Origin of the sequence: Gimesia aquarii (assembly GCF_007748175.1) — a bacterium.
Taxonomy (GTDB): Bacteria; Planctomycetota; Planctomycetia; order Planctomycetales; family Planctomycetaceae; genus Gimesia; species Gimesia aquarii_A.
The window spans coordinates 1,137,367-1,157,671 of record NZ_CP037422.1 but is presented as its reverse complement, the minus strand read 5'-3'; the positions used below and the strand labels follow the sequence as shown (position 1 = coordinate 1,157,671).

14 protein-coding genes are annotated in these 20,305 nt (G+C 43.9%); 8 read left to right on the top strand and 6 right to left on the bottom strand.

The genetic code is table 11. The features are described 5' to 3' along the window. The first annotated feature begins 22 nt into the window (after positions 1-22). Positions 23-409 carry a VOC family protein gene (locus V202x_RS04725; protein ID WP_145171684.1) on the top strand — a complete coding sequence of 129 codons (387 nt, stop codon included), beginning with the start codon at positions 23-25 and terminating at the stop codon, positions 407-409. 97 nt (positions 410-506) lie between these two features. Here V202x_RS04725 and V202x_RS04720 read toward each other — a convergent pair whose 3' ends face one another. From V202x_RS04720 to V202x_RS04700, 5 genes are all read right to left on the bottom strand, one after another. Beyond that, the gene (locus V202x_RS04720; RefSeq protein ID WP_145171682.1) at positions 507-914 is read right to left on the bottom strand and encodes a hypothetical protein; all 408 of its coding nucleotides are present in this window, start codon (positions 912-914) and stop codon (positions 507-509) included. A 138-nt stretch (positions 915-1,052) separates the two neighbouring features. Further along, positions 1,053-2,006, bottom strand: a complete 954-nt coding sequence (locus V202x_RS04715) for a DUF1559 domain-containing protein (protein WP_145171680.1) — start codon at positions 2,004-2,006, stop codon at positions 1,053-1,055. A gap of 679 nt (positions 2,007-2,685) precedes the next feature. Beyond that, a complete protein-coding gene (locus V202x_RS04710; RefSeq protein WP_145171678.1) occupies positions 2,686-5,829 on the bottom strand; it encodes a fused MFS/spermidine synthase in 3,144 nt (1,047 codons plus the stop codon). Positions 5,830-6,217: 388 nt separating this feature from the next. Next, entirely contained in the window at positions 6,218-7,666 is a 1,449-nt protein-coding gene (locus V202x_RS04705; RefSeq protein WP_145171676.1) for a hypothetical protein, read from the bottom strand. Between the two features lie 154 nt (positions 7,667-7,820). Beyond that, positions 7,821-8,789: a C-terminal binding protein gene (locus V202x_RS04700; RefSeq protein WP_145171673.1), complete on the bottom strand. Its 969-nt coding sequence runs from the start codon at positions 8,787-8,789 to the stop codon at positions 7,821-7,823. Positions 8,790-9,134: 345 nt separating this feature from the next. On the opposite strand from V202x_RS04700, the gene V202x_RS04695 reads away from it, so the two are divergent. The 7 genes from V202x_RS04695 (at position 9,135) to V202x_RS04665 (ending at position 18,849) form a co-directional block, all read left to right on the top strand. Beyond that, positions 9,135-9,587 (top strand): hypothetical protein, encoded by a 453-nt coding sequence (locus tag V202x_RS04695; protein ID WP_145171671.1) that lies wholly within the window; start codon positions 9,135-9,137, stop codon positions 9,585-9,587. 149 nt (positions 9,588-9,736) lie between these two features. Next, entirely contained in the window at positions 9,737-11,215 is a 1,479-nt protein-coding gene (locus V202x_RS04690; RefSeq protein ID WP_232098841.1) for an efflux RND transporter periplasmic adaptor subunit, read from the top strand. A 65-nt stretch (positions 11,216-11,280) separates the two neighbouring features. Beyond that, a complete protein-coding gene (locus tag V202x_RS04685) occupies positions 11,281-14,505 on the top strand; it encodes an efflux RND transporter permease subunit (RefSeq protein ID WP_145171669.1) in 3,225 nt (1,074 codons plus the stop codon). Between the two features lie 83 nt (positions 14,506-14,588). Further along, positions 14,589-15,119, top strand: a complete 531-nt coding sequence (locus V202x_RS04680; RefSeq protein WP_145171667.1) for a hypothetical protein — start codon at positions 14,589-14,591, stop codon at positions 15,117-15,119. A gap of 237 nt (positions 15,120-15,356) precedes the next feature. Beyond that, positions 15,357-15,791, top strand: coding sequence for a hypothetical protein (locus V202x_RS04675; RefSeq protein ID WP_145171665.1), 435 nt, complete (start codon positions 15,357-15,359; stop codon positions 15,789-15,791). 143 nt (positions 15,792-15,934) lie between these two features. Beyond that, the gene (locus tag V202x_RS04670) at positions 15,935-16,696 is read left to right on the top strand and encodes an RNA polymerase sigma factor (protein ID WP_145171663.1); all 762 of its coding nucleotides are present in this window, start codon (positions 15,935-15,937) and stop codon (positions 16,694-16,696) included. Continuing rightward, positions 16,693-18,849: a hypothetical protein gene (locus V202x_RS04665; RefSeq protein ID WP_145171661.1), complete on the top strand. Its 2,157-nt coding sequence runs from the start codon at positions 16,693-16,695 to the stop codon at positions 18,847-18,849. The genes V202x_RS04670 and V202x_RS04665 overlap by 4 nt, the downstream gene beginning before the upstream one ends. A gap of 137 nt (positions 18,850-18,986) precedes the next feature. Here the strand turns inward: V202x_RS04665 and V202x_RS04660 are convergent, their stop codons facing one another. After that, positions 18,987-20,276, bottom strand: a complete 1,290-nt coding sequence (locus V202x_RS04660; RefSeq protein WP_145171659.1) for a PQQ-binding-like beta-propeller repeat protein — start codon at positions 20,274-20,276, stop codon at positions 18,987-18,989. Between the last annotated feature and the right edge of the window lie 29 nt (positions 20,277-20,305).

Sequence of the window (20,305 nt, the reverse complement as noted above, 5' to 3'; positions counted from 1 at the left end):
CCATTACAAAGCGGGAGACGTCATGGAAGTTGATCATCTGGACCATCTGGTTTTAACCGTCAAAGATATCGAAGCCACAATTCAATTTTATGAATCAGTGATGGGAATGCAAAAAATCTCGTTTGGGGATGGACGATTTGCGCTGACATTTGGCAATCAGAAAATCAACCTGCACGAGCTAGGTAATGAATTCGAACCCAAAGCCGGAAATGTAAAGGAAGGGAGTGCTGATCTCTGCTTTATCATCAATACCCCTGTTGAAGATGCCATCAAGCATGTGCAAAGCCTGGATGTGGATATTATTGAAGGTCCTGTGATACGTACCGGCGCGGTCGGGAAAATTGTCTCGGCTTACTTTCGTGATCCTGATGGGAATCTGATTGAGATCTCAAATTATGAAGAGCAGTAGACATTGATTTTTATGTATTGAAAAGATCCCCAGTCTATATAGTAGATGTAAAAGTTAAGACTGAATTTACAGAACGAGCCTTTTACTGAATCGTTACTTATTTCGATTTAAGCGCGAATTCGAATTTGTTTTCGCCGTCTGGTTTCACTTCGGCTGTTAATGTCGTTTCTGAGTTATATTGTTTTGGAATATAGGATTCTGTAATCGGCTCGTCGTATTGGTCTTTTTCTCCAGTCTCACGTGTTGCTGAGATAAGTACTTTTTTCTTGCCGAGTTGGCTGTCGAATTGAAATTTACCATTTTCAATGCCGCCGGCAGAAGAGCCTCCCTTTCCATCACTGGGATCAAAAACAATGCTACCTGTCGACAGTGGTTCTCCGTCGAAGGTTACGGTTCCTTCTACCTTGACTTGCTGAGGAGCATCCGATGTACCGCCACACCCCGTGAATATGAGAAGAACAATTGCGTAACAGAATAGTTGTAGTCCGAAAGTAGGCCCTCGCATGATCGCTCCTTTGAAGATCGAGGTAAGCGTGCCTCGATCAGTCTTTTGGTATAGTTCATGAATTAAAACGGAGATACAGACACTGCCTGAGGTCACAATCGGGACTGGACCACAGGCAGTTCTTGAATTAAGGAGAGATTAGAATTCTCCGATCGTCTCTTTTCCTTCACGGGTTCCCAGCGCCCGAAAGAGAATCGTATCGATATTTTCAGAAACAAAGCGAACAGCACCATCACCCATCAAAGCATGCACACCCCCTTCATGACGGCTACGAGCGTGAATTTCATTCTCGCCAGATTGACAGGCACGGCAGGGTGCGTCTTCAGTACCATTACAATATTGAGCGACATCTCCGGTAGGAGTATTCGGTGGTCGGATTGTCGTAAATGTCAAACCACCGTTGTGGTAGCTGTTGTGATAACGTCCACGTAGATCGTGTGTACCACCGCAGAGGACATTGCCCGGTCCTGATGCGGGAATCCCATCTTCGGCAATATTGATTTCACTTCCCATAATTGTCGTTGACATACCATCAACCACATCACGCATTTTTGTACTGGAGAGGTTGTAAAACATTCCGTTTAATCTAGGGTAGATACCCGCAATACCTTGGTGTTCCGATCCGGAACACAGCAGATAATTACCATGAAACCCCTGTTGCCCGATCTTGCCCGCTTTAGGATCGGAAGGACAACTGAACATCGCAACTCGTGTCGTGGCTTCAGGCCAGCCTCCGGGAAACTGATTTGCCTGAATACGGGGAGTAATTTGATTATACAGGGGGGCCTGATCGACAAACGGAAGAATCATGTGAAACCATCCCTGTCTTGTATTCGAAGTGGCTCCTAGTGCATTAGAGGCAGCATTAACACGACACACGGTTGAGAATGGAAACACACGATGCGTTTCATGATAGTTGTGTAATGCCAGTCCAAGTTGTTTCAGATTATTTTTACATGTTGAACGTCTAGCAGCTTCGCGTGCTTGTTGTACCGCTGGTAATAATAGTGCGATCAGGATCGCAATGATGGCGATAACCACTAATAGTTCGATTAGTGTAAACCCTCGTTTCCGCTGATGCTTCAGATTCATGTCTCTTTTCCTTTTAAAAAATAAATGAGAAAAGTCCGTATCGATAGCAAAAATATTGCCCAAAATGGCAAATCAATATTTAAGAGGTACTTCTTGTAGGTGCCGATATTGAATCAGAGATGTGACTTTTGAGTCTGTAGGTAGACTTGAGTAGATATTTTCTTGGTAAACGGAATATCTTAATGTTATTAATACATGAGTTCATTAATATACGCATGATTAATAATTAAGTTTACAGAGAATAATGCAAAAAAGTCAACTGATTTCTGGATAAAAACAAAATACGAAAATTGAAATCATTTCTGAGGGAGCAGAAACTCACAGGAAAGAGCCCAAGGTTTTTTTGTCCTCGCTAAATATTCAATTAGAAATAACTTCGCAAAAACAAATGGAAGTATTTGAGTACGAATCGATCATTCTCACACCGAATCTAAGTGACGACAATGAGATTATGAGATAAAATACTAAGGTTATTTCACACACCATCATTTTTCGTTCTAAATTCTCTCAGAAAGTGCGATGGGAACTGGCGATGACAGCAGCCTGGAAGGCGTAATCCAAGAAATTCGGCGCGACAGGTAGCAAGAATTAGTGTGAAGAATGAATTCTCTGACTTAGCCTGGTTTGAAATGATAATGTTTGACTGCTAATTCATAGTCAGAGTGTGCCAAACCATTGTTTAATGGTTCCAGGTGCGAAACAGTTTCAGATCCCTTTTTGCTTTCTCAGAGAGTGGATGCTGTTCGGCGGCGTAGGCTTTGGCCCGACTTTCGAGCAACCATCCCTTCCACGGAACATGCGGTTCCATTGATTTCAGGGCTTCTACGATATGCTCTGATTCCAGCTTCTCAGAGATAATATATCGCACTACGAGTCGTTTATTTTCGAGGCGATACATAGAAAACGGTTGGTTCAGTTGTTCATAGATTGGTAAAGCCGTTCTGTCATCGATATCCGATAAAGCCACCGCTTTCCTCAGAACGGAATCTAACAGTAACGGACTTCCCCAAGGATTCGTTTGTAATCTTTCAAATGCGACCAAAATCATCTGAAGAGCAAGGTCGAGCTGGCGTTGTTGAAAGTATGCAATGGCATTTATTGCAGCGGCTTCCGTTTTGTTATTTTGATTGAGTATCTCCATAATGTCTTCAGGGATTGGGAGCCCTGCTTCGGCAAGTGAGTGTGCATATACCATTAACTCAATGGAACAGCTTTTATCGATATCGACTTCCTTAAATCGTTCTACAGCTTCTGAGTAGCGTTTCATCAAATACAGATTATAGGCTCCGGCTCGGTTCTGTTGAGTTTCTGAAAGATGTTTTACTATTGGAATCGATCCACCTAAATGCAAATGCATGGCAAGCCTGCGTTGTGCAATGGTTTCACTATTTAATTCATCTGAGGAAACAGGAGAGTTATCATCAAGTTTCATTGCCAGTAGATGCAGATCTTCTATCGAAAAGCGTGTTGTCTTTCCGACTGTCTTTGCAAATGCATATTCGAGAAAATTTTGGTCATCTTGATTAAGCAAATCAGCATGTTCCTTCAAAAGTTTGTCAATCGTAGTATCACCGCAAACATAGTGCGCGAAGATGCCCTCAATGTCACTAACACGCCAACCAAGCTTGAGGCCCTCTTGTATTGTTCTTTCAGTGAAACGCTTTCGAAGTAATTCTATGTCTTGCTGGAATGCTGATTCTGATTTACCACAAACGACAACCATATCTCTCGCCTTCGTTCGCCAGATTTGAATGTTCGGAAATACTGATCGTATTGTTTGGAGAACAATTATCACGGTGTGGTCATCAACTTCATACCCTTGGACCCATTGCAGAAATAATCCATTCTCGTTGAGCTTTGATGAAACAGATTCGTAAAATTCGCGCGTATAAAGATTCGCGATTCCCGCTCGGTACGGGTTTGAAGGTTCAGATACAATGATGTCGTATTGTGCTTTCACAGTCAGTAAATATTCGCGGGCGTCGTTAAAGTGCACTTGAAGCTTTGGGTTTTCCAAAGCATTGCGATTGACCTGGGCACAACGTTCGGACATATGCAAAACTGCTGGTTCCAGTTCAACAACATCGACCGTATTGATCTCTTCTACATCAGCCATCCAGCCTGCAGACTCACCCGTTCCCAGACCTATAACCAATCCCCTCTTTGGAGATTTATGTAAAAGCGGGCCAATCAGCCCGAGTCCAATTTGTGTGCCTGCGTCGCCATAGGCATTGCCATCGCTTTTTCCATTCACGATAAAGGCAAGGCTGTCCGTGGCCGTGATGGCGACACTTGATTCTCGCCCTTCAGCCTGCCAAATACACTGGCGTTTCTTGGTATTTGCGAAATTTTGTTCTGCATTACGTCCGGTACCATCGATTTTTGCTCGGTTTGCACCGATACCGGAATGACGCCAGACCGCGGTTGGACCTGTTCCAGCAATTCCGAGGATCGCAAAGAGAGATGCAGCAGCTGTGATAATCACAAAGGGACTTTTCCATCGATGGCTGAAAACAGTTATCACTATACCCAAGCAAATCAGTAAACAGATGGCGAATCGCCAAAGACCCGGTGCAGTCATGATCGGGAGTAGAAAAAAACCACCGGCAATGGAACCAGAAATCGCGCCTAATGTATTAGAAGCAAAAGTCCAGCCGACATGTTTTCCTACGTTCTCTCGTCCTTTTCCAGCGATTGCAATCAGTAAGGGAAATTGAAAACCAGCCACCAGTGACGCTGGAAAAATGACAAAGGCACCTACTTGAAACCAATTCCAAATCTGATCTCCAAAAGATGCGACGAATTCACTTTGCTGGTCTATTACCCAGAACGCAATTTGATCTCCATACCAGAAGGGGATCGCAATTAACAAAGCTTCCACGGCACAGATTGCTGCTAAAAACGGGAGTGATGGTTTCAGATAACGTGCTACAATTCCATACAGTGCCCCGCCGACCCCGATACCCAACAGCGCGATACAAAGAATCAAACCGAAGGTATATGTCGTTCCGCCAAGTAAAGGGCCCAGCATCCGATACCAGACAATTTCCATAAGAAAGAATACAAATCCAACGATTCCAGCTGAAACACAGACGACTCCGATTCGACTTGGTTCTTGTTTAAGGGGGGATGACTGTGAGAGTTCCTTTGTTTGCTGTTTCGTCTGCTTATGTGGAACCGATGACAATTTTTTAGATAACCGTAATGCGGTGGCTGCAAGCAGAAGGTTTAATCCGCAAGCTGACCATAATACGGTGCGATTTCCAAATGCTTCCAAGAGCATAAAATTTGCCAAACCTGCCCCAATAACGGCACCGAACGTATTCAATCCATAAAGAAAGGCAACGCTGCGCCGGTTCTGATCTGCATCAATTGACACAGCACGCGCTGCAGCAGGTAGCGTACCTCCCATCATGATAGTGGGAATGGAAAGTATGAGGGCCGCTGCCAGGAGTCGAAGAAGAGTGGCCAGCCCGGGACCGAGGACCGATTGTCCACCGACTTCGACATAAAAGTATCGCACGAAATCAATTAGAAATGGACTGAGTCCCGCAGACAATGCGATTCCCACTTCAAGCAACCCGTAGAGTCGAAGAGGAAGCAGTGAATTATCGATACGCCTGCCAAAGAGCCAATTTCCTAAACCTAATCCTGCCATGAAAATTGCCAGGACGGCAGCAGAAGAAGCAGTTGTTGCTCCGAATACAAGACGTAGCTCACGTATCCAAACCACTTGAAAAACCAGCGCGCAACTGCCCGAAACAAGGAGCATCAGCGATAACATCAATGGGGGGGCTGGTTGCTCTGACAACGGATCTTTCAAAAGAAGTCTCCTGCAAATCGTTTAAAAAATGAGCTGAATAATTATGAATGGAATCGTTATTGGATCGATTAAATTTTTGACGCAGGCCTACTTCTGTTTAATGGAACGTCATCATGACCGACATTCCATAATTTATCAAGAATCGAAGAGAATCGTCTGCATACAAATATCAATTGAACAGGAAGAGATAAGCTACAATACGCTGAATAGTGAGATCGAGCGAGATTATTTTCAAGCTGTGTGGGAGTGAGGAGAGAAATATATAGTGTTCAGAGCACTATGTTTGAATTACAGAAATGTAATAGAAATGATACGAATGCTAAGATTACCAGCTTATTTTTGTCCGAGCCAGGAGAGAAGTGTTATGTTAAGATTTGATGAACTTGCTTTAGTTGAGAAAGCCGAGCCAACTTTTTTTCCGGTCGTCGTCCATCTCGTCATCGTCAATTTTTTCTTCTTCTCGTTCTAAATTCAGACCCATTTGTTTTTCTTTTTTGCGTATTTGTTCTTCGCGATTTTGAAGCATTGATTCTGTTCGGGATAGCCGGGCGCGCTCAATTGAGATTTCCACTTCTGCCAATCCGAGGTTATGTTCCAGATCGTGGTGTAAAACTTGAAGCTTTTCAAGTAACTCTGCGGGAGCATTATTGAGTTGTTCCCAATTCACTGGAATGACTGCTGTTTCTGCTTCTCTTACCCTCTTGATCAATTGACTGATATATTGGTCTCGCTCTCTAATGGCTTGAATCAATTGATCGTTAGAAGCCTGTTCATATTGGATTTCAGCAGGAGCCTGAGGCAATGGAGGCTTATAACTACTAAGAGTGCGTTGGCTGGAGTCAGCTATATTTGCGCTCAGGCTTTGTGTTGTTGATTCTATTAGTGTTTCCTGAGGCGGTTCAGGGGGCGTTGATGGTACGATCGTTTTTTTCGCGAGATCAGTATCGACATCGACACCTTGGCCGGCGAGTAATTTTGCCTTCATCGCTTCCCAGCCACTAGCGTCTTCACTATCGGCTGTGGGGGAGTTTTCAGTGTTAGATTCATCTTCAACCGGTACACTGGCAGTTTGGTCTTCTGGTTGAAGTTGTTCAGAAGGTAGTTCTTCTACTTGACTCACAGCCTCTTCTGGAGAACTTTCAATGGTCGGTGATGATAAGTAATCGACCAGAGTTGACGGTTTGGCAGCAACAGGGCCCGCTTCAAATCCTTTTTCAACGATTTGCTTGAGTTCAGAGATTTGCAGTTCAATTCTTGACAGGGACGCATCCGTTTCCATGCCCTGCCATAGCTCTAAGACAGCATGTAAATCTTGCGAGATTTTTTGCTGTTCTTCAATCACTTCCTGCGGAACACCACCGGATATCGTCATGCCACGATCGGCACCGGTGCGGTGTCTGCGGTCCAACTGTTCCGCGACTTGCTCCAGGCGTTCGGTAAGAGCCACAATCACTTGCTCTTTTTCTTCGAGAGCTAATTCTAATTCTGTGACTTGTTCTTTTGCTCGGAGATTTTCCGCCGAGATTGATTCAAAATTTTTAGAGATTGAATCGAATTCTTGGTCGTTGTGATGTCTGTGTCCTAGTTCTTCAGCAACTTGCCAGAGCCGTTCGGTGAGGACGGCGATTAACTGCTCTTTTTCTTGCAGTGTTGCTTCCAGTTCTTTGATTCGTTTTTGATCCTCGGAAGCGGACATGTTCTGGGGTGGAGAGTTCTCTTTTGGGGGAGGTGATGGCGTACGCTCTTCGTGACGGATCGCATCAGAATCTGTGCCAGATTGTGATGCGAGCGCCTTCCCATCTACTTCAGATTGGGGAGCGTTACGATTGGGGTCCATCCATTCTTACCTGAATCATTAACCTTTCAAACTGGTTTTTTAAGCTAAAAATAAACGAGGACTACATTTAGCCTAGCTTATTTTCGGGCAGTTTTACTTAGTTTCACTGATTCAATGATGCACTTTTTCAACATCTTTGTAGGGATGGTAACGATTATTCAACTGCTGTTGCATTTACGACATTAGTGGTTTCCCTCCCCACGAGGATATCTGCCACCTGGCGGGCTGCCTGTTGCCGGAGTTCATCCAGTGATTCTTGCGAAATGAATGCAGCATGGGGAGTGGCAATCACTCTTTTATCCTTGAAAAAAGGATCATTCAGATCAGGTGGTTCCGGGTCAAACACATCCAGTGCTGCTCCAGCGATTTGCTCATTTTGAATAGCAGATTTCAATGCAGAAAAGTCAATGAGCCCTCCTCTGGAAGTATTGATGATTAAAGCGGTTGACTTCATTTGTTCGAACGCACTTTCATCAAATTGATGATGGGTGGCATCTGTCAGTGGTGCGTGAATGGAAATGACATCACTTTGCACCAGTAGATCTGAAAACGAAACCATAGTGGTTCCCGTTCCATAGTCGTTTCCAGACGAATTGTTTGCAATCACGTTCATACCAAAAGCACGTACACGCGCTGCAACGGCTTGTCCCGTCAGGCCGAAACCAAAGACTCCCATTGTCAATGTACTGACTCGATGTGGTATTGGCGCAACTGCGAGATCATAGATTCCCTGTTTCGTCTGGTGATGAAAAAAGGCAACATTTCGTAAACTCGCTAACATCAACGCAATCGCATGATCGGCGACTTCCGGGATACAGTAATCGGGAACATTGGTGACCGGAATCTTTTTGGAAGAGGCATATTTTACATCAATGTTGTCCAATCCAATTCCCAAACGCGCAATCGTTTTACAACGCGGGGCCGCTGCAATCACAGCTTCTGTCACGGGAGCCCAACATGTGGCGATGGCATCAACTCCGGTAGCGTATTCGATGAGTGTCTGTTCGTCTGCTCCGGGAGGGGCTTCGATAACTTCTGCATCGACGAGTGCTAATTCTTTGCGTTCCACTTCGCAATCCGGCCAGGCACGATCAGTAATTAATACACGGAATTTGGCAGACACAAATCACTCCTTTATCTAGTTTTGAACTGTAGATCTTTGCAGGATCGTACTTTTCTTACGTATTTACAAGTCAAGCTCTCGGGAAAATTTTAAGGATCCAATGATTCCAGAATTAAAGAGTCTGTTTGAACCGAATGTATTCAAAATCACAACAGCTTTGGCAGGAACGCTAATTAAATCTTTGGCTGGGCCTCCGCATAAAGCAAAGATTTAAAACCACTTATGGATGAAATTCTAATTCTGTGTTCTGTGTCCCTCATTTTGCTCGGTTAAAGAGATATCTTGACAGATTCTCTGTTTAGTGGCATTATTTGAATCAGAGTTCAATTTTTCCTAAGGTTTTTTATGTACCAATCTTTCACCGTCGTTCTAATGCTGCTTTCTATGCTGACACATACCTTACTGGGGTGTGGATGGCATCATGCGCACGAGTGTCATGCGGGACAACAGAACTCCTGCCAATCTATCGCATTATGTGAACATGCAGAATTAGAACACGCTCATCACAACCACGAGCATTCCGCAGGTCATCAAGAACTTGAAGGCACAACTGATGAGGCTCCCACCATTCCGGAATCGGATCCCTGTCAGGAAGGTCGCTGTTCTTATTTAGCATCAGCGCCTGCTAAAGTTCTTGAAGAAGCTCCTCAAATGGTGGACCTGTTACCTCCTACGGATCTTTTTTGTTCCTCTCAGGAGAAACAGTACATTCATTCTATGCTCGAGATCAGCGCCCTTTCTTCATTCACAGCGCCGGGAGTGCGCGCGCAGGCGCAAACCACAGTCTGGTTATTATAGAGCCTCTCTTCTCTGATCTTCATATTGGTTGAACGATGCGCTGGTGTTGTACTTATCAAGGCGCAACCCCTTTTCAACCAGATCTGATCTTTACGATTCCCATGACACACTTTTTAATCAAAGTATGCGCTGCCTGATTGAGGGCTGATATGAATAATTCAACGCTAACACAAAATTGGAAACGGATTCTGTCTCTGGTTGTCCTGATTCTGGTGGGGTTTCTGTTATGGAATTCTCAGCAGCAGTGGTTACCCGCAATAAAAAACGGGTTAGAAAATAACCAAACAAAAAATGAGAAATCAGCAGACAGTCATGCAGATGAAGATTCTCATAATCATGATCATTCAGGACATGACGAAACCAGCTCGCTGGAATTATCTGATCAGGCTCGAAAGAATATTGGGCTAACCTCAGACAAACTGATTCCAGTGAAACTGCAATCTTTCACACGGACGATTTCAATTCCTGCGATTGTGGTAGAACGCCCAGGAAAAACCAGGGTTACCATTGTAGCTCCCATGACGGGCATCGTAACGAATGTGAATGTGATTGCGGGTGAAGCCGTTCAACCCGGTCGCGAACTCTTCAAAATTCGATTGACGCATGAAGACCTTGTGCAAGCACAGACGGCTTTTCTCAAGACACTCGGTGAACTCGATGTGGAAAACAAAGAAATTGCTCGGATTCGGAAAATCACGAATCAGGGAGTGATCGCTGGTAAAGTATTACTCGAGCGAGAATACGCGAAAGAAAAACTGGAAGCCATCTTAAAAGCACAAAGGGAAGCGTTGCTGTTACACGGATTTAGTAATGCACAAGTTGATCAAATTGTGAAAACACGACATCTGATCAAATCCCATCAGATTTACGTCCCTATTTTGCATGATCAATCCGGCGAAGTACAACTTCCTAATCAGAAGATTCGACGAATCTCGGTGAATCCTCCCTCAAAGAAAGATAAATCGTCTGTGTCGACAAAGTCACAATTCATTGTACAAGCATTGAATGTCAGTAAAGGTGACTTCGTTCAGGCGGGTGATACGCTGTGTGTTTTAGCTGACTACAGTGATCTGTATCTTAAAGGACAGGCGTTTGAGCAGGAAGAGGCTGAGTTGACCCGTTGTATGGTCAATCAATGGTCGGTAGAAGCAATCCAGGAAGGGAAAGACAAAGAGAAAAAACAGATCAACAATCTCAAAATTAGCTATCTTGACAATAAAATCGAAACCGATGCACGCACATTTTCCGTATTTGTCAATCTTCCTAATCAGATAGAGCATGAAAATATCAGAGACAACGGAAACCGTTTTATCACATGGCAATTCAAGCCAGGTCAACGAATGCGATTGCGAGTTCCTGTTGAAGAATGGAAGAAAGAAATTGTGTTACCTGTTGAAGCTGTTGCCAGCGAAGGGGCTGAGCATTTTGTGTTTCAAGAGAATGGCGATCATTTTGATCGACGTCCGGTACATATTCTCTATCAGGATCAATTGTGGGCTGTCATTCAAAATGACGGTTCTATTTTTCCGGGTGATAAAATCGCGCTCGCTGGAGCACATCAACTGCAAATGGCTTTAAAAAATAAAGCAGGTGGAGGTGCTGATCCGCATGCCGGGCATTCTCATTAACCAATCAATGCTTGTGTGCTGCTGATCCATTTTTATAAATTTCTTCCCAAGTCCGGAATAGAAATATGTTGAATGCAATAATTCGATTCTCACTGAAACAGCGGCATTTGACGCTTGCATTTTCGCTATTCCTGATTGGATTTGGAACCTGGCAGGCGTCAAGCATGGGGATCGACGTCTTTCCTAATCTTAATCGTCCGCGTGTTGTGGTGATGACAGAAGCGCCGGGTATGGCTCCTGAAGAAGTGGAAGCGTTAATTACGTTTCCGCTGGAGACCACATTGAATGGTGCAACCGGAGTTCAATCGGTTCGCAGCTCTTCTGGTGTTGGCATTTCCATCATTTATGTCGAATTTGAATGGGGAACTGACATTTATAATGACCGGCAAGTTGTCAATGAACGTTTGCAACTTGTCACCGAACAATTACCTGATGGTATTAAACCTCAGTTAGCTCCGATTTCGTCAATCATGGGACAAATCATGATGATCGGAATGTGGAGCGAGGATGAGAAAACTTCGCCTTTGGAAGTCCGTACTTTGGCGGACTGGGTAGTGCGACAGCGACTGTTGACGATTCCTGGAGTATCTCAAGTATTTACAATGGGAGGCGGTCGCAAGCAATTTCAGGTGCTTGTCAATCCGGAAGCATTAGTGAAATACGGAATCACTTTGCATGATGTTAGGCAGGCTTGTGAACAGAGTAATGAGAACGCGACAGGCGGCTATCTGGATGAGCAAGGTCCCAATGAGTTTCTGGTGCGCGCACTGGGACGAATTCAGACGCTAAAAGATCTGGAAAAAGTTGTGATTGCAACGCGCAAGGGGCGTCCGATTTTACTTTCACAGGTTGCAAAAGTCAGAGAAGGAGCTCAGGTCAAGCGGGGGGATAGCTCTGCGTTCGTCAAACAGGAAGATGGCACCTTTGCTGGTGGATCAGCTGTTGTACTGACGGTTAACAAACAACCTGACGCTGATACACGACGCGTTGCCCAGGATGTGTTACAGGCTCTGAAAGACTTGAAACCGTCTTTGCCTGCTGATATTCGCATTCAGCCGGAACTCTATTCGCAGAAATCATTTATCGACCGTTCGATTGAGAATGTAATCGACGCCCTGGTGGATGGGGGAATTCTGGTCGTCATTATTCTGTTTCTATTCTTAATGAATTTTCGAACTACATTCATCACATTGACCGCCATTCCGCTTTCTATCGCGATTACAGCGATCATATTTTCCGTCTTTGGATTTTCGATTAATACAATGACGCTAGGAGGACTGGCGGTTGCCATTGGTGAGCTCGTGGATGATGCGATTGTTGATGTGGAAAATATCTTTCGCAGACTACAGGAAAATCGGTTTCAGGAGCATCCGAAACCACCCCTGCTGGTTGTTTTCCAGGCAAGCTGCGAAATTCGAAATTCAATTGTATTTGGTACTGTGATTGTAGTTTTAGTGTTTTTACCTCTGTTTGCTCTATCCGGGATGGAAGGCCGTTTGTTTGCTCCCTTAGGCGTTGCCTATATTGTTTCGATTCTTTCTTCACTTGTAGTTTCACTCACATTAACGCCCGTACTTTCGTATTGGTTACTTGGCAAAAAGTTTGGTTCTCCAATCAATTCTGATTCTCTCCAAATAGACCAGGCTCATCCGAAAGATGGACCTCTGTTGCGTTTATTGAAATGGATTGCAGGTTTTGTGATCAGTTTCAGCATTCGTTTTGCTAAACCGCTGTTGTTGGCAGGAATCGTTTGTGTTTTTGTTGCCTCTTTACTGCTTGCTCAGTTGGAACGAGATTTTTTGCCTCCTTTTAATGAAGGAGTTGCGCAGCTGAACGTCGTTTTGCCTCCAGGGACATCGTTACGAAAATCGAACGAAATTTCAGAAACCGTTATGGATCGGCTGAAAAATATCGAAGGTGTTGCTGCTTTCTCCCGGAGAACGGGGCGCGCGGAACTTGATGAACACGCAGAAGGTGTGAATATTTCAGAATTCATCATCACTTTTGATCCGAAGTCGGATCGCAGTCGCGAAGTGGTTCTTGATGATATTCGTACTTCAATGGAAAACATTCCAGGAATTGTGATTTCTGTCGAACAACCGCTGGCACATCTCATTTCACATATGATCTCAGGAGTGAAAGCTCAAGTTGGTATCAAAATCTATGGTGAAGATCTTACGGTCCTGCGTAACACAGCCAGTGAAATGGCGGCAAATATGAGATCTGTACCGGGGGTGACTGATGTGCTTGTGGAACCGCAGGTTGAAATTCCTCAGCTTCAAATTAAATTGAATCGAGACAAGTTGGAACTGTATGGCTTAACCAGTGCGTATGTAAATGAATATATCGAAACAGCGATGAATGGTTTAGTGGTTTCTCAAGTATTGCAAGGTCAGCGTACTTTCGATTTGTTAATTCGCATGGATGAGAAATACCGTGAAGACCTACAGAAGCTGAAACGACTTTCGATAGAGTTACCAGATGGTAGCACAACGCCTCTGTCTTCTGTCGCAGATATTTCGTTTTCTTCAGGGCCTAATACGATCAACCGTGAGAAGGTGCAAAAACGAATTATTGTGCAATGTAATGTGAGTGGTCACGGTCTGGTTGATGTCGTTAAGGACATTCAAGCAAAAGAAGTTCCGATCATTGAAGCATTGCCGGCTGGTTATTTTGTGGAATACAGCGGTCAATTTGAGAGTCAGCAAACGGCATCCCGTATGATCTCTGCGCTCTTTCTGGTATCGATGATGGGGGTTTTTCTAGTTCTGTTTACGATGTTCCGTTCCGTGAATTTTTCGTTTCAGGTGATGGCAGCGCTACCAATGGCCTTTATTGGTTCCGTTATTGCGATGGTCATCACAGGTCAAACACTCACAATCGCGGCAATGGTGGGATTTATTTCTCTGGGAGGAATTGCATCCCGTAACGGTATTCTCTTGTTAAATCATTATCTGCATCTGGTGAAGTATGAAGGCGAAACCTGGACGCGTGAGATGATTGTGAGAGCCGGTCAAGAGCGACTGGCACCGGTGCTCATGACGGCACTCACCTCAGGAATTGGTTTGGTTCCGTTGGCATTATCGCAAGGGGAAGCGGGGAAAGAGATATTGTACCCGGTGGCAACCGTGATCATTGGAGGTTTACTCAGTAGTACGATTCTGGAATTTTTTATTCGTCCTGCGTTGTTCTGGACTTTTGGACGAGGAGCGGGAGCCAAAATTGTAGCCCAAAGTGCGGATGATATTCCACTGATAGAAGAACAGGAAGAAGTTCTCACATCTGCTTAGCAGGAAGCATACTGACCATAATATACAAAGAGTTTTATGACAAACAAAAACGAAATTACATTTTTGAAAAAAGGATTTGACTGATGAAAAATAAATTTGCAGCTCTCTCAATTGTGCTACTTACTCTGGTGGATCTTACGCTGGCAGGTTGCAATACCAACATAGATCAAGGAAAAACATTTGATGAAGCGGCACCAGAAGACGTGACAATGAAAGAGGATGATCACGGGCACGATCATCCCAGTGAGGGACCACATCACGGTTCTTTGATTGAATTAGGGAAGGAAGCCTACCATGCTGAGCTGGTGCACGATGAAAAAAACGGTTCTGTCATCATTTATATTTTAGATGGCACTGCCAAAAAGAGTGTGCCTATTAAAGCCGAAAGGCTTTTAATCAATACTAAGCATGATGGCAAAGGGCAACAGTTTACTCTAGCTGCTTCTCCAGAGTCGACAGATCCTGAGGGGCAATCTTCTCGGTTCAGCACGCAAGAGAAGGAACTCGAAAAACTTTTACATGAAGAAGATGCGACGGCTCGACTCGTGTTAGAAATCGATGGTAAGTCTTATAACGGAGAAATTCATGCACACGATCATGACCATGATCACTAGCCGGTTGATTTAGAAAAAATACGGAAGGTAACGCCGTTCAATCCTGGTTGAGCGGCGTTTTTTATTAGTTGATCATCGATTCAGGGTGAAGGGTTTCTTTTTAAAATAATTCGCAAATACACGATTTTAGCTGCACGGAATGTCGTGTTCTTCCCACAAATAGTGCTGACAATAGAGACAAACAGGCCTGTAAATTTACTCATTTCAAACAAATCGAACCTCATGGAGATAAATTTAATGTATCGTTTATTTGCTTTATGTTTTGCTGTGGGCCTGATGTTTTTAACTGATACTGCGCTTGCTGATTCCTCACCTGAAGATCTTGCTTCCCGTTGTGCCAGCAAAGTCAATGATATTGTTGATCGATGTCAGAATGCGGCAGCTGAAGAAACGGTAGAGTGCGTCAGAAAAATCCGTCAATTAATGGCTGCTGGACGAGAAGATGCGGCTCACGATGTGGCTCGGCGATGTATTCGGTCCGCGACTACACGCACAGAAAACTGTGCGAAACGTGTGAATCGAATTTGTAATGTTTGTATTGATGAACTATTGGAACTAGGGGCACCACAACTTGCTCGCCGACTCAATAACGTTTGTGAAGATGCCATTTCGGATTTACGTACTACTTTGCAACGCGAGAAAAATGCGATACGAACTGCGTTAGGAGGCTAAGCGAAGAGATACAATTTCTTGTGAATCGTCCGTGAACCACATATGATGAATAATGTGGTTCACGGTTTTTATTCATTTCAATTTTGGAACTCAGATGGATTTGAAGATTTTTGTTATTTTGATGGTAATGAAAAAGTCACTTTATGACATCAACTGATTTTCCTCTTTTAAACGATCCACCCAGCGATGTGCCAGTCAGGCAAGCGTCGAAGGAACGTCGAAGTGTCAGACAGCAAGAGGCCATCGGAAATCGGCAAGTGTCTCAGAAGAAAGTAAATAAAAACGCACAATCCGAAGCCCATTCCGAATCAGTTATTCAGGAAGAGCATCATTTTATCTTGCTATTACTCAAGCGTGATCCGTGTGCCTGGCGCGATTTTGTTACCCGCTATGATAAGCTGATTATCAGTCGAATTCTTTCTACCTGTCGTGAGTTTGGAATGAATCCGCTACCAGATCTCGTTGAAGATTGTGGAGCGGAAGTCATGGCGGCGTTGTTTCAGGGTGATATGCGTGGTCTGCGTCAGTTTCAAGGACGCAGTAAACTGTCCACTTGGCTGGCAGTGATTACGCGACGGACGACATTGAATTTTTTGCGTCATCAGCAGCGGACCGCAAAAAAAATACAACCAAATGACAGTCAATTTGATATTGCTACGATTCCTGATAAGCCTTTGCAGGAGACTCATCCCGTTGAGGCAGATGAGCGTGTGCAAATTCAGAGTTGTATGAATCAATTGAAGCAAACAGATCGTCAGGTTTTAGTGTTGTACTTTGATCAGAAGTTGAGTTATGCGGAGATTGGCCAGGCGCTTGGGATTTCAGAAAATGCAGTTGGTCCTAAACTGTATCGTGCACAACAAAGATTGAAAAAGTTAGTGAAAACAAGAAACAAACAGATATGAATCAGCAATACACTCACATCCTGACATTAATCAAGCTGCTGGAAGGCCACCTTTCCGTAGCAGAAGGGATGTCAGTGCGTGAACAATTGGCTTCCGATTCTGTTTTATTGCAACATTGGAAAACGCTTTCGAGTCTTTATAAAAAACCAATGTCTTCCACAGAGTATTCGGAAACCGATTTTGATTTAGTTGATTCTGAACTCGTTGCCGCATTTGTAGAAGAAAGAATGAGTTTTGAAGAACAGCACTCATTTGAATCATTTTGTTGGAATGATACAGCGGTTCTCCGTGAAGTGATCTCAGCATACCAGTCAACACATTTAGACTCTACTTATCCTGACATTACAAACAAGTTTTCAAAGCATTCTTTGCAGGCTTCAAAACGTATGCTTGATTACGCTTTGGAGCAATGTAATCACATTGATTTCGAACATCCTGACGGGAACTATTTACAGGAAATAGAAATACCTCAGCAGTCGGTTCAAAATTTAGCTTTAACAGATTCTGTCGAACTTGAAGTGAACGAGGAATTTTTAAATGAACCTCAGCGAAATCCACATTTAAAACATCGTTTTAATATAGATGGTGTGAAGCTAAAACCAAGTCAACGCTGGCTCTATGTGGTTATGGCTATTGTAGTAGTTATTATTGCTCTTCCAGCATATTTGCTATTTGTTGATCATGACGAGAACACATCAATTACAAAGAATCCTGCTCCCGAAAATTCCGTTCCTTTTCGAGATCATCGCTCTCTTAGCACAGATCAAAATCCTAACTTTGTACCAGTCCCTGAACCGACTCCTCAACTGACAAAAGGTCCTGAAACAAAGAAATCCCTTGATTCTCCACAAAATTCACCAGACTCAATTCTCAAAACTCCTTCAATGGACAAGGAAGACATCGAAGAACCGATCATGGCGAGAAAATATTTGCCTGATGAGACGATTGTTAAAGTTGATTTGCAAGTTGCCTGGACCCGACTTGCTGGTATTTCCGGTTATCGAACTGATGCCACCTTACCTTGGAAAGGAATCCTGTCTGGTGTTTCTAAAAAACGCCAGAATACACAAAAAGGTGTTTTAAACGTGGTTGCTGCTAATAAGAAGTTTATGGTACGCACATTGCCATTCAGCTGGCTACAAGGGAAAGTGGAACCGAGATCAAATGAATCAGTGGCTAAACATTCAAGCCGGGAGATTGTAGCAGACGCCAATTCGGAAATTCAGCTAGCCATTCAAGGAGTTCGGGAACCGAATACAACAAATCAATCTGATAACGAATCTGGTCCAATGCACGCGTTGATTGATTTGGAATTACACTCTGGCAAAGTTGCTTTCACACAACTTCAAGTAGGTGATACATTGCGATATCGAGAGGGGCAACTGGAATGGACCGTTCAAGCCAATCAAGAAGGGACTTCGTTCGGACTCATTCAAAGCGACGAGCATGGTAAAGATTTAATTATTTTCTCAGGAGAAGTTCATGTTATATCGGTTTCAGAACAGCAAGAGATTCTATTGAAGGCAGACCAGATGGTTGTATTGAGCGGTCAGGGTTTTAGCACACCTTCAAAAGCGACCCAAAAACAGCGTTGGCTGAAAGGTCCAGTAAAATCATTGAGGTTAAGTAAAGCGTTTATCAAACGCATGAATCAAAGTGATGATCTAATAACAGCACTCTTATCTGCTTCTCCGATTGGATCTGGTAGCAACATTCTGATAAGTACCAATCTTGGTTTCTCACTTGATCCGATTGATTCGGTTCCTCAGGCAGCGTTTTCGCAGTCAGAAGTTCAACGGGTTGCAGCCATCAATTGGTTAGTTGCTGCGCAAGATAATCAGACGACGCGGACAGTCTGGAATAAAATTGGTATGACTGGTAATGTTACTCAATCCACGCTTTCAGTGCGTACCTGGTTTCGAGTTGCACAGGCAAAAGCCCCTAGAGATCAAAAGTTTTTGAGAGAGCTTTCTACAGGTTTAGAGGCGACTCAACCTCTATTCGTACGGCAATGTTCGATTTATTTTCTACGACAGATCACTCGACAACGTCTTGCAGAATATGATCCGAACCGACCAACCAAAACAGCCATTAACAGCGTTCGACAGAAAGCCCGCCGCGCAACTGGTAACAACAATCGGCGTCGGCCATAAGTCCATCTGTTACGAATAAAAAAGTAACTCTAATAATGGTTTATGTACAATAATCATGCGAATATCAAATTAAAGCAGATGCTTAAATAATTAAACTAAAATAATCAGGTAACCAATGATAATGAACGTGTTTGTTTTTATTTACCTTTGATGGCATATAAACGGTCAAAGGATCTCAAATAAATCACTCCCTCGCTGATCGCGGGAGTGGAATAGAATGTACCTGGTAATTGATTCTCAGCAATAACGTTGCCGGTCTCAGGGCTAATGACTGTGCAAAGTCCATCGGTGTTGAGAAAATAAACTTTTCCATCACCGGCCACCAATGCTGAAAAATATTCTCCTTTCATGCGCTTTTTCCAGAGTGGATTTCCATTTTTTAGATCCACACAAGTGGCAATACCATTTTGACTCACCATGTAAAGTTTGTCATTCAGAATTAGGGGAGTCGAAGAATCCGGCGTTGCTATATCATACTTCCATAATAATCCTGATTTGGTGAGATCCCCTGTTAGACCCTGTTTGAATGCCTTAATGTATCCAAGTCCTCCACCTCCCGGATTACCCGATGTCGCAATCACCGTTTGAGAATCAGCCACGGGTGCTGCAATGATCCGACCAAAGGGACTGGGGATATCGAGCCCGCCGGCGATCCAGAGTTGTTTTCCTGTTTGGGGATCGTATGCATTTACATGCTCTGAACCAGAGACAAGTAACTCAGTTCTGGTTCCGTTTTGAAAAATAGTGGGGGTAGAATAGGCGTCGGCTCCATCTTTATGGGCAGGCAGTTTTCGATTCACTTTCCAGACTTCTTTCCCGCTTCTCTTGTCGAATGCGACAACATAAGAGGGGCCTTTGGTGATGCAGGTGACAAACAGTAAATCTCCCCATAAGCGGGGTGTTGAACCCATGCCGAACGTAATATTGTAGGGACCATAATCTTTCACAAGATCACGTTTCCATTGAATTTCACCCGATTTTGCATCAAGACATACCAGAAGCCCCGTACCGAAGAAGGCCCAGATATTCTGGTCGTCAGCAATCGGTGAAGGAGTTGCCGCATTGTGTCGATGGACCCAGAGGTTGCGTGGGCCGGGAGCTGATAATGATCCGGATCCTACTTTGACTCTACGAAGTTCCTGACCACTTTTGCGATCAAAAGAAATAACCCAGAGCGAATCATCATTGGTTTTTGTAGTGATATCAATTCGGTTGGCCGTGATTGCAGGAGAAGAGTTTGCTCGTCCTGGTAAAGCGGCAGACCAGAGAACTCCTTGATCCTGCGACCACTTTGCAGGCAAGTTTTTCTCCGTGGAAATTCCACTTCCGGTTGCGCCGCGAAACTGAGGCCAGATTTCTGCCGCAGAGATTGTAGGAATCAGCAGGCAAAAAACGAGGACTGAAAAAATACGTTCTGAAAATCGCATGAAATAACTCCCGGATTGATTCAAAGGAT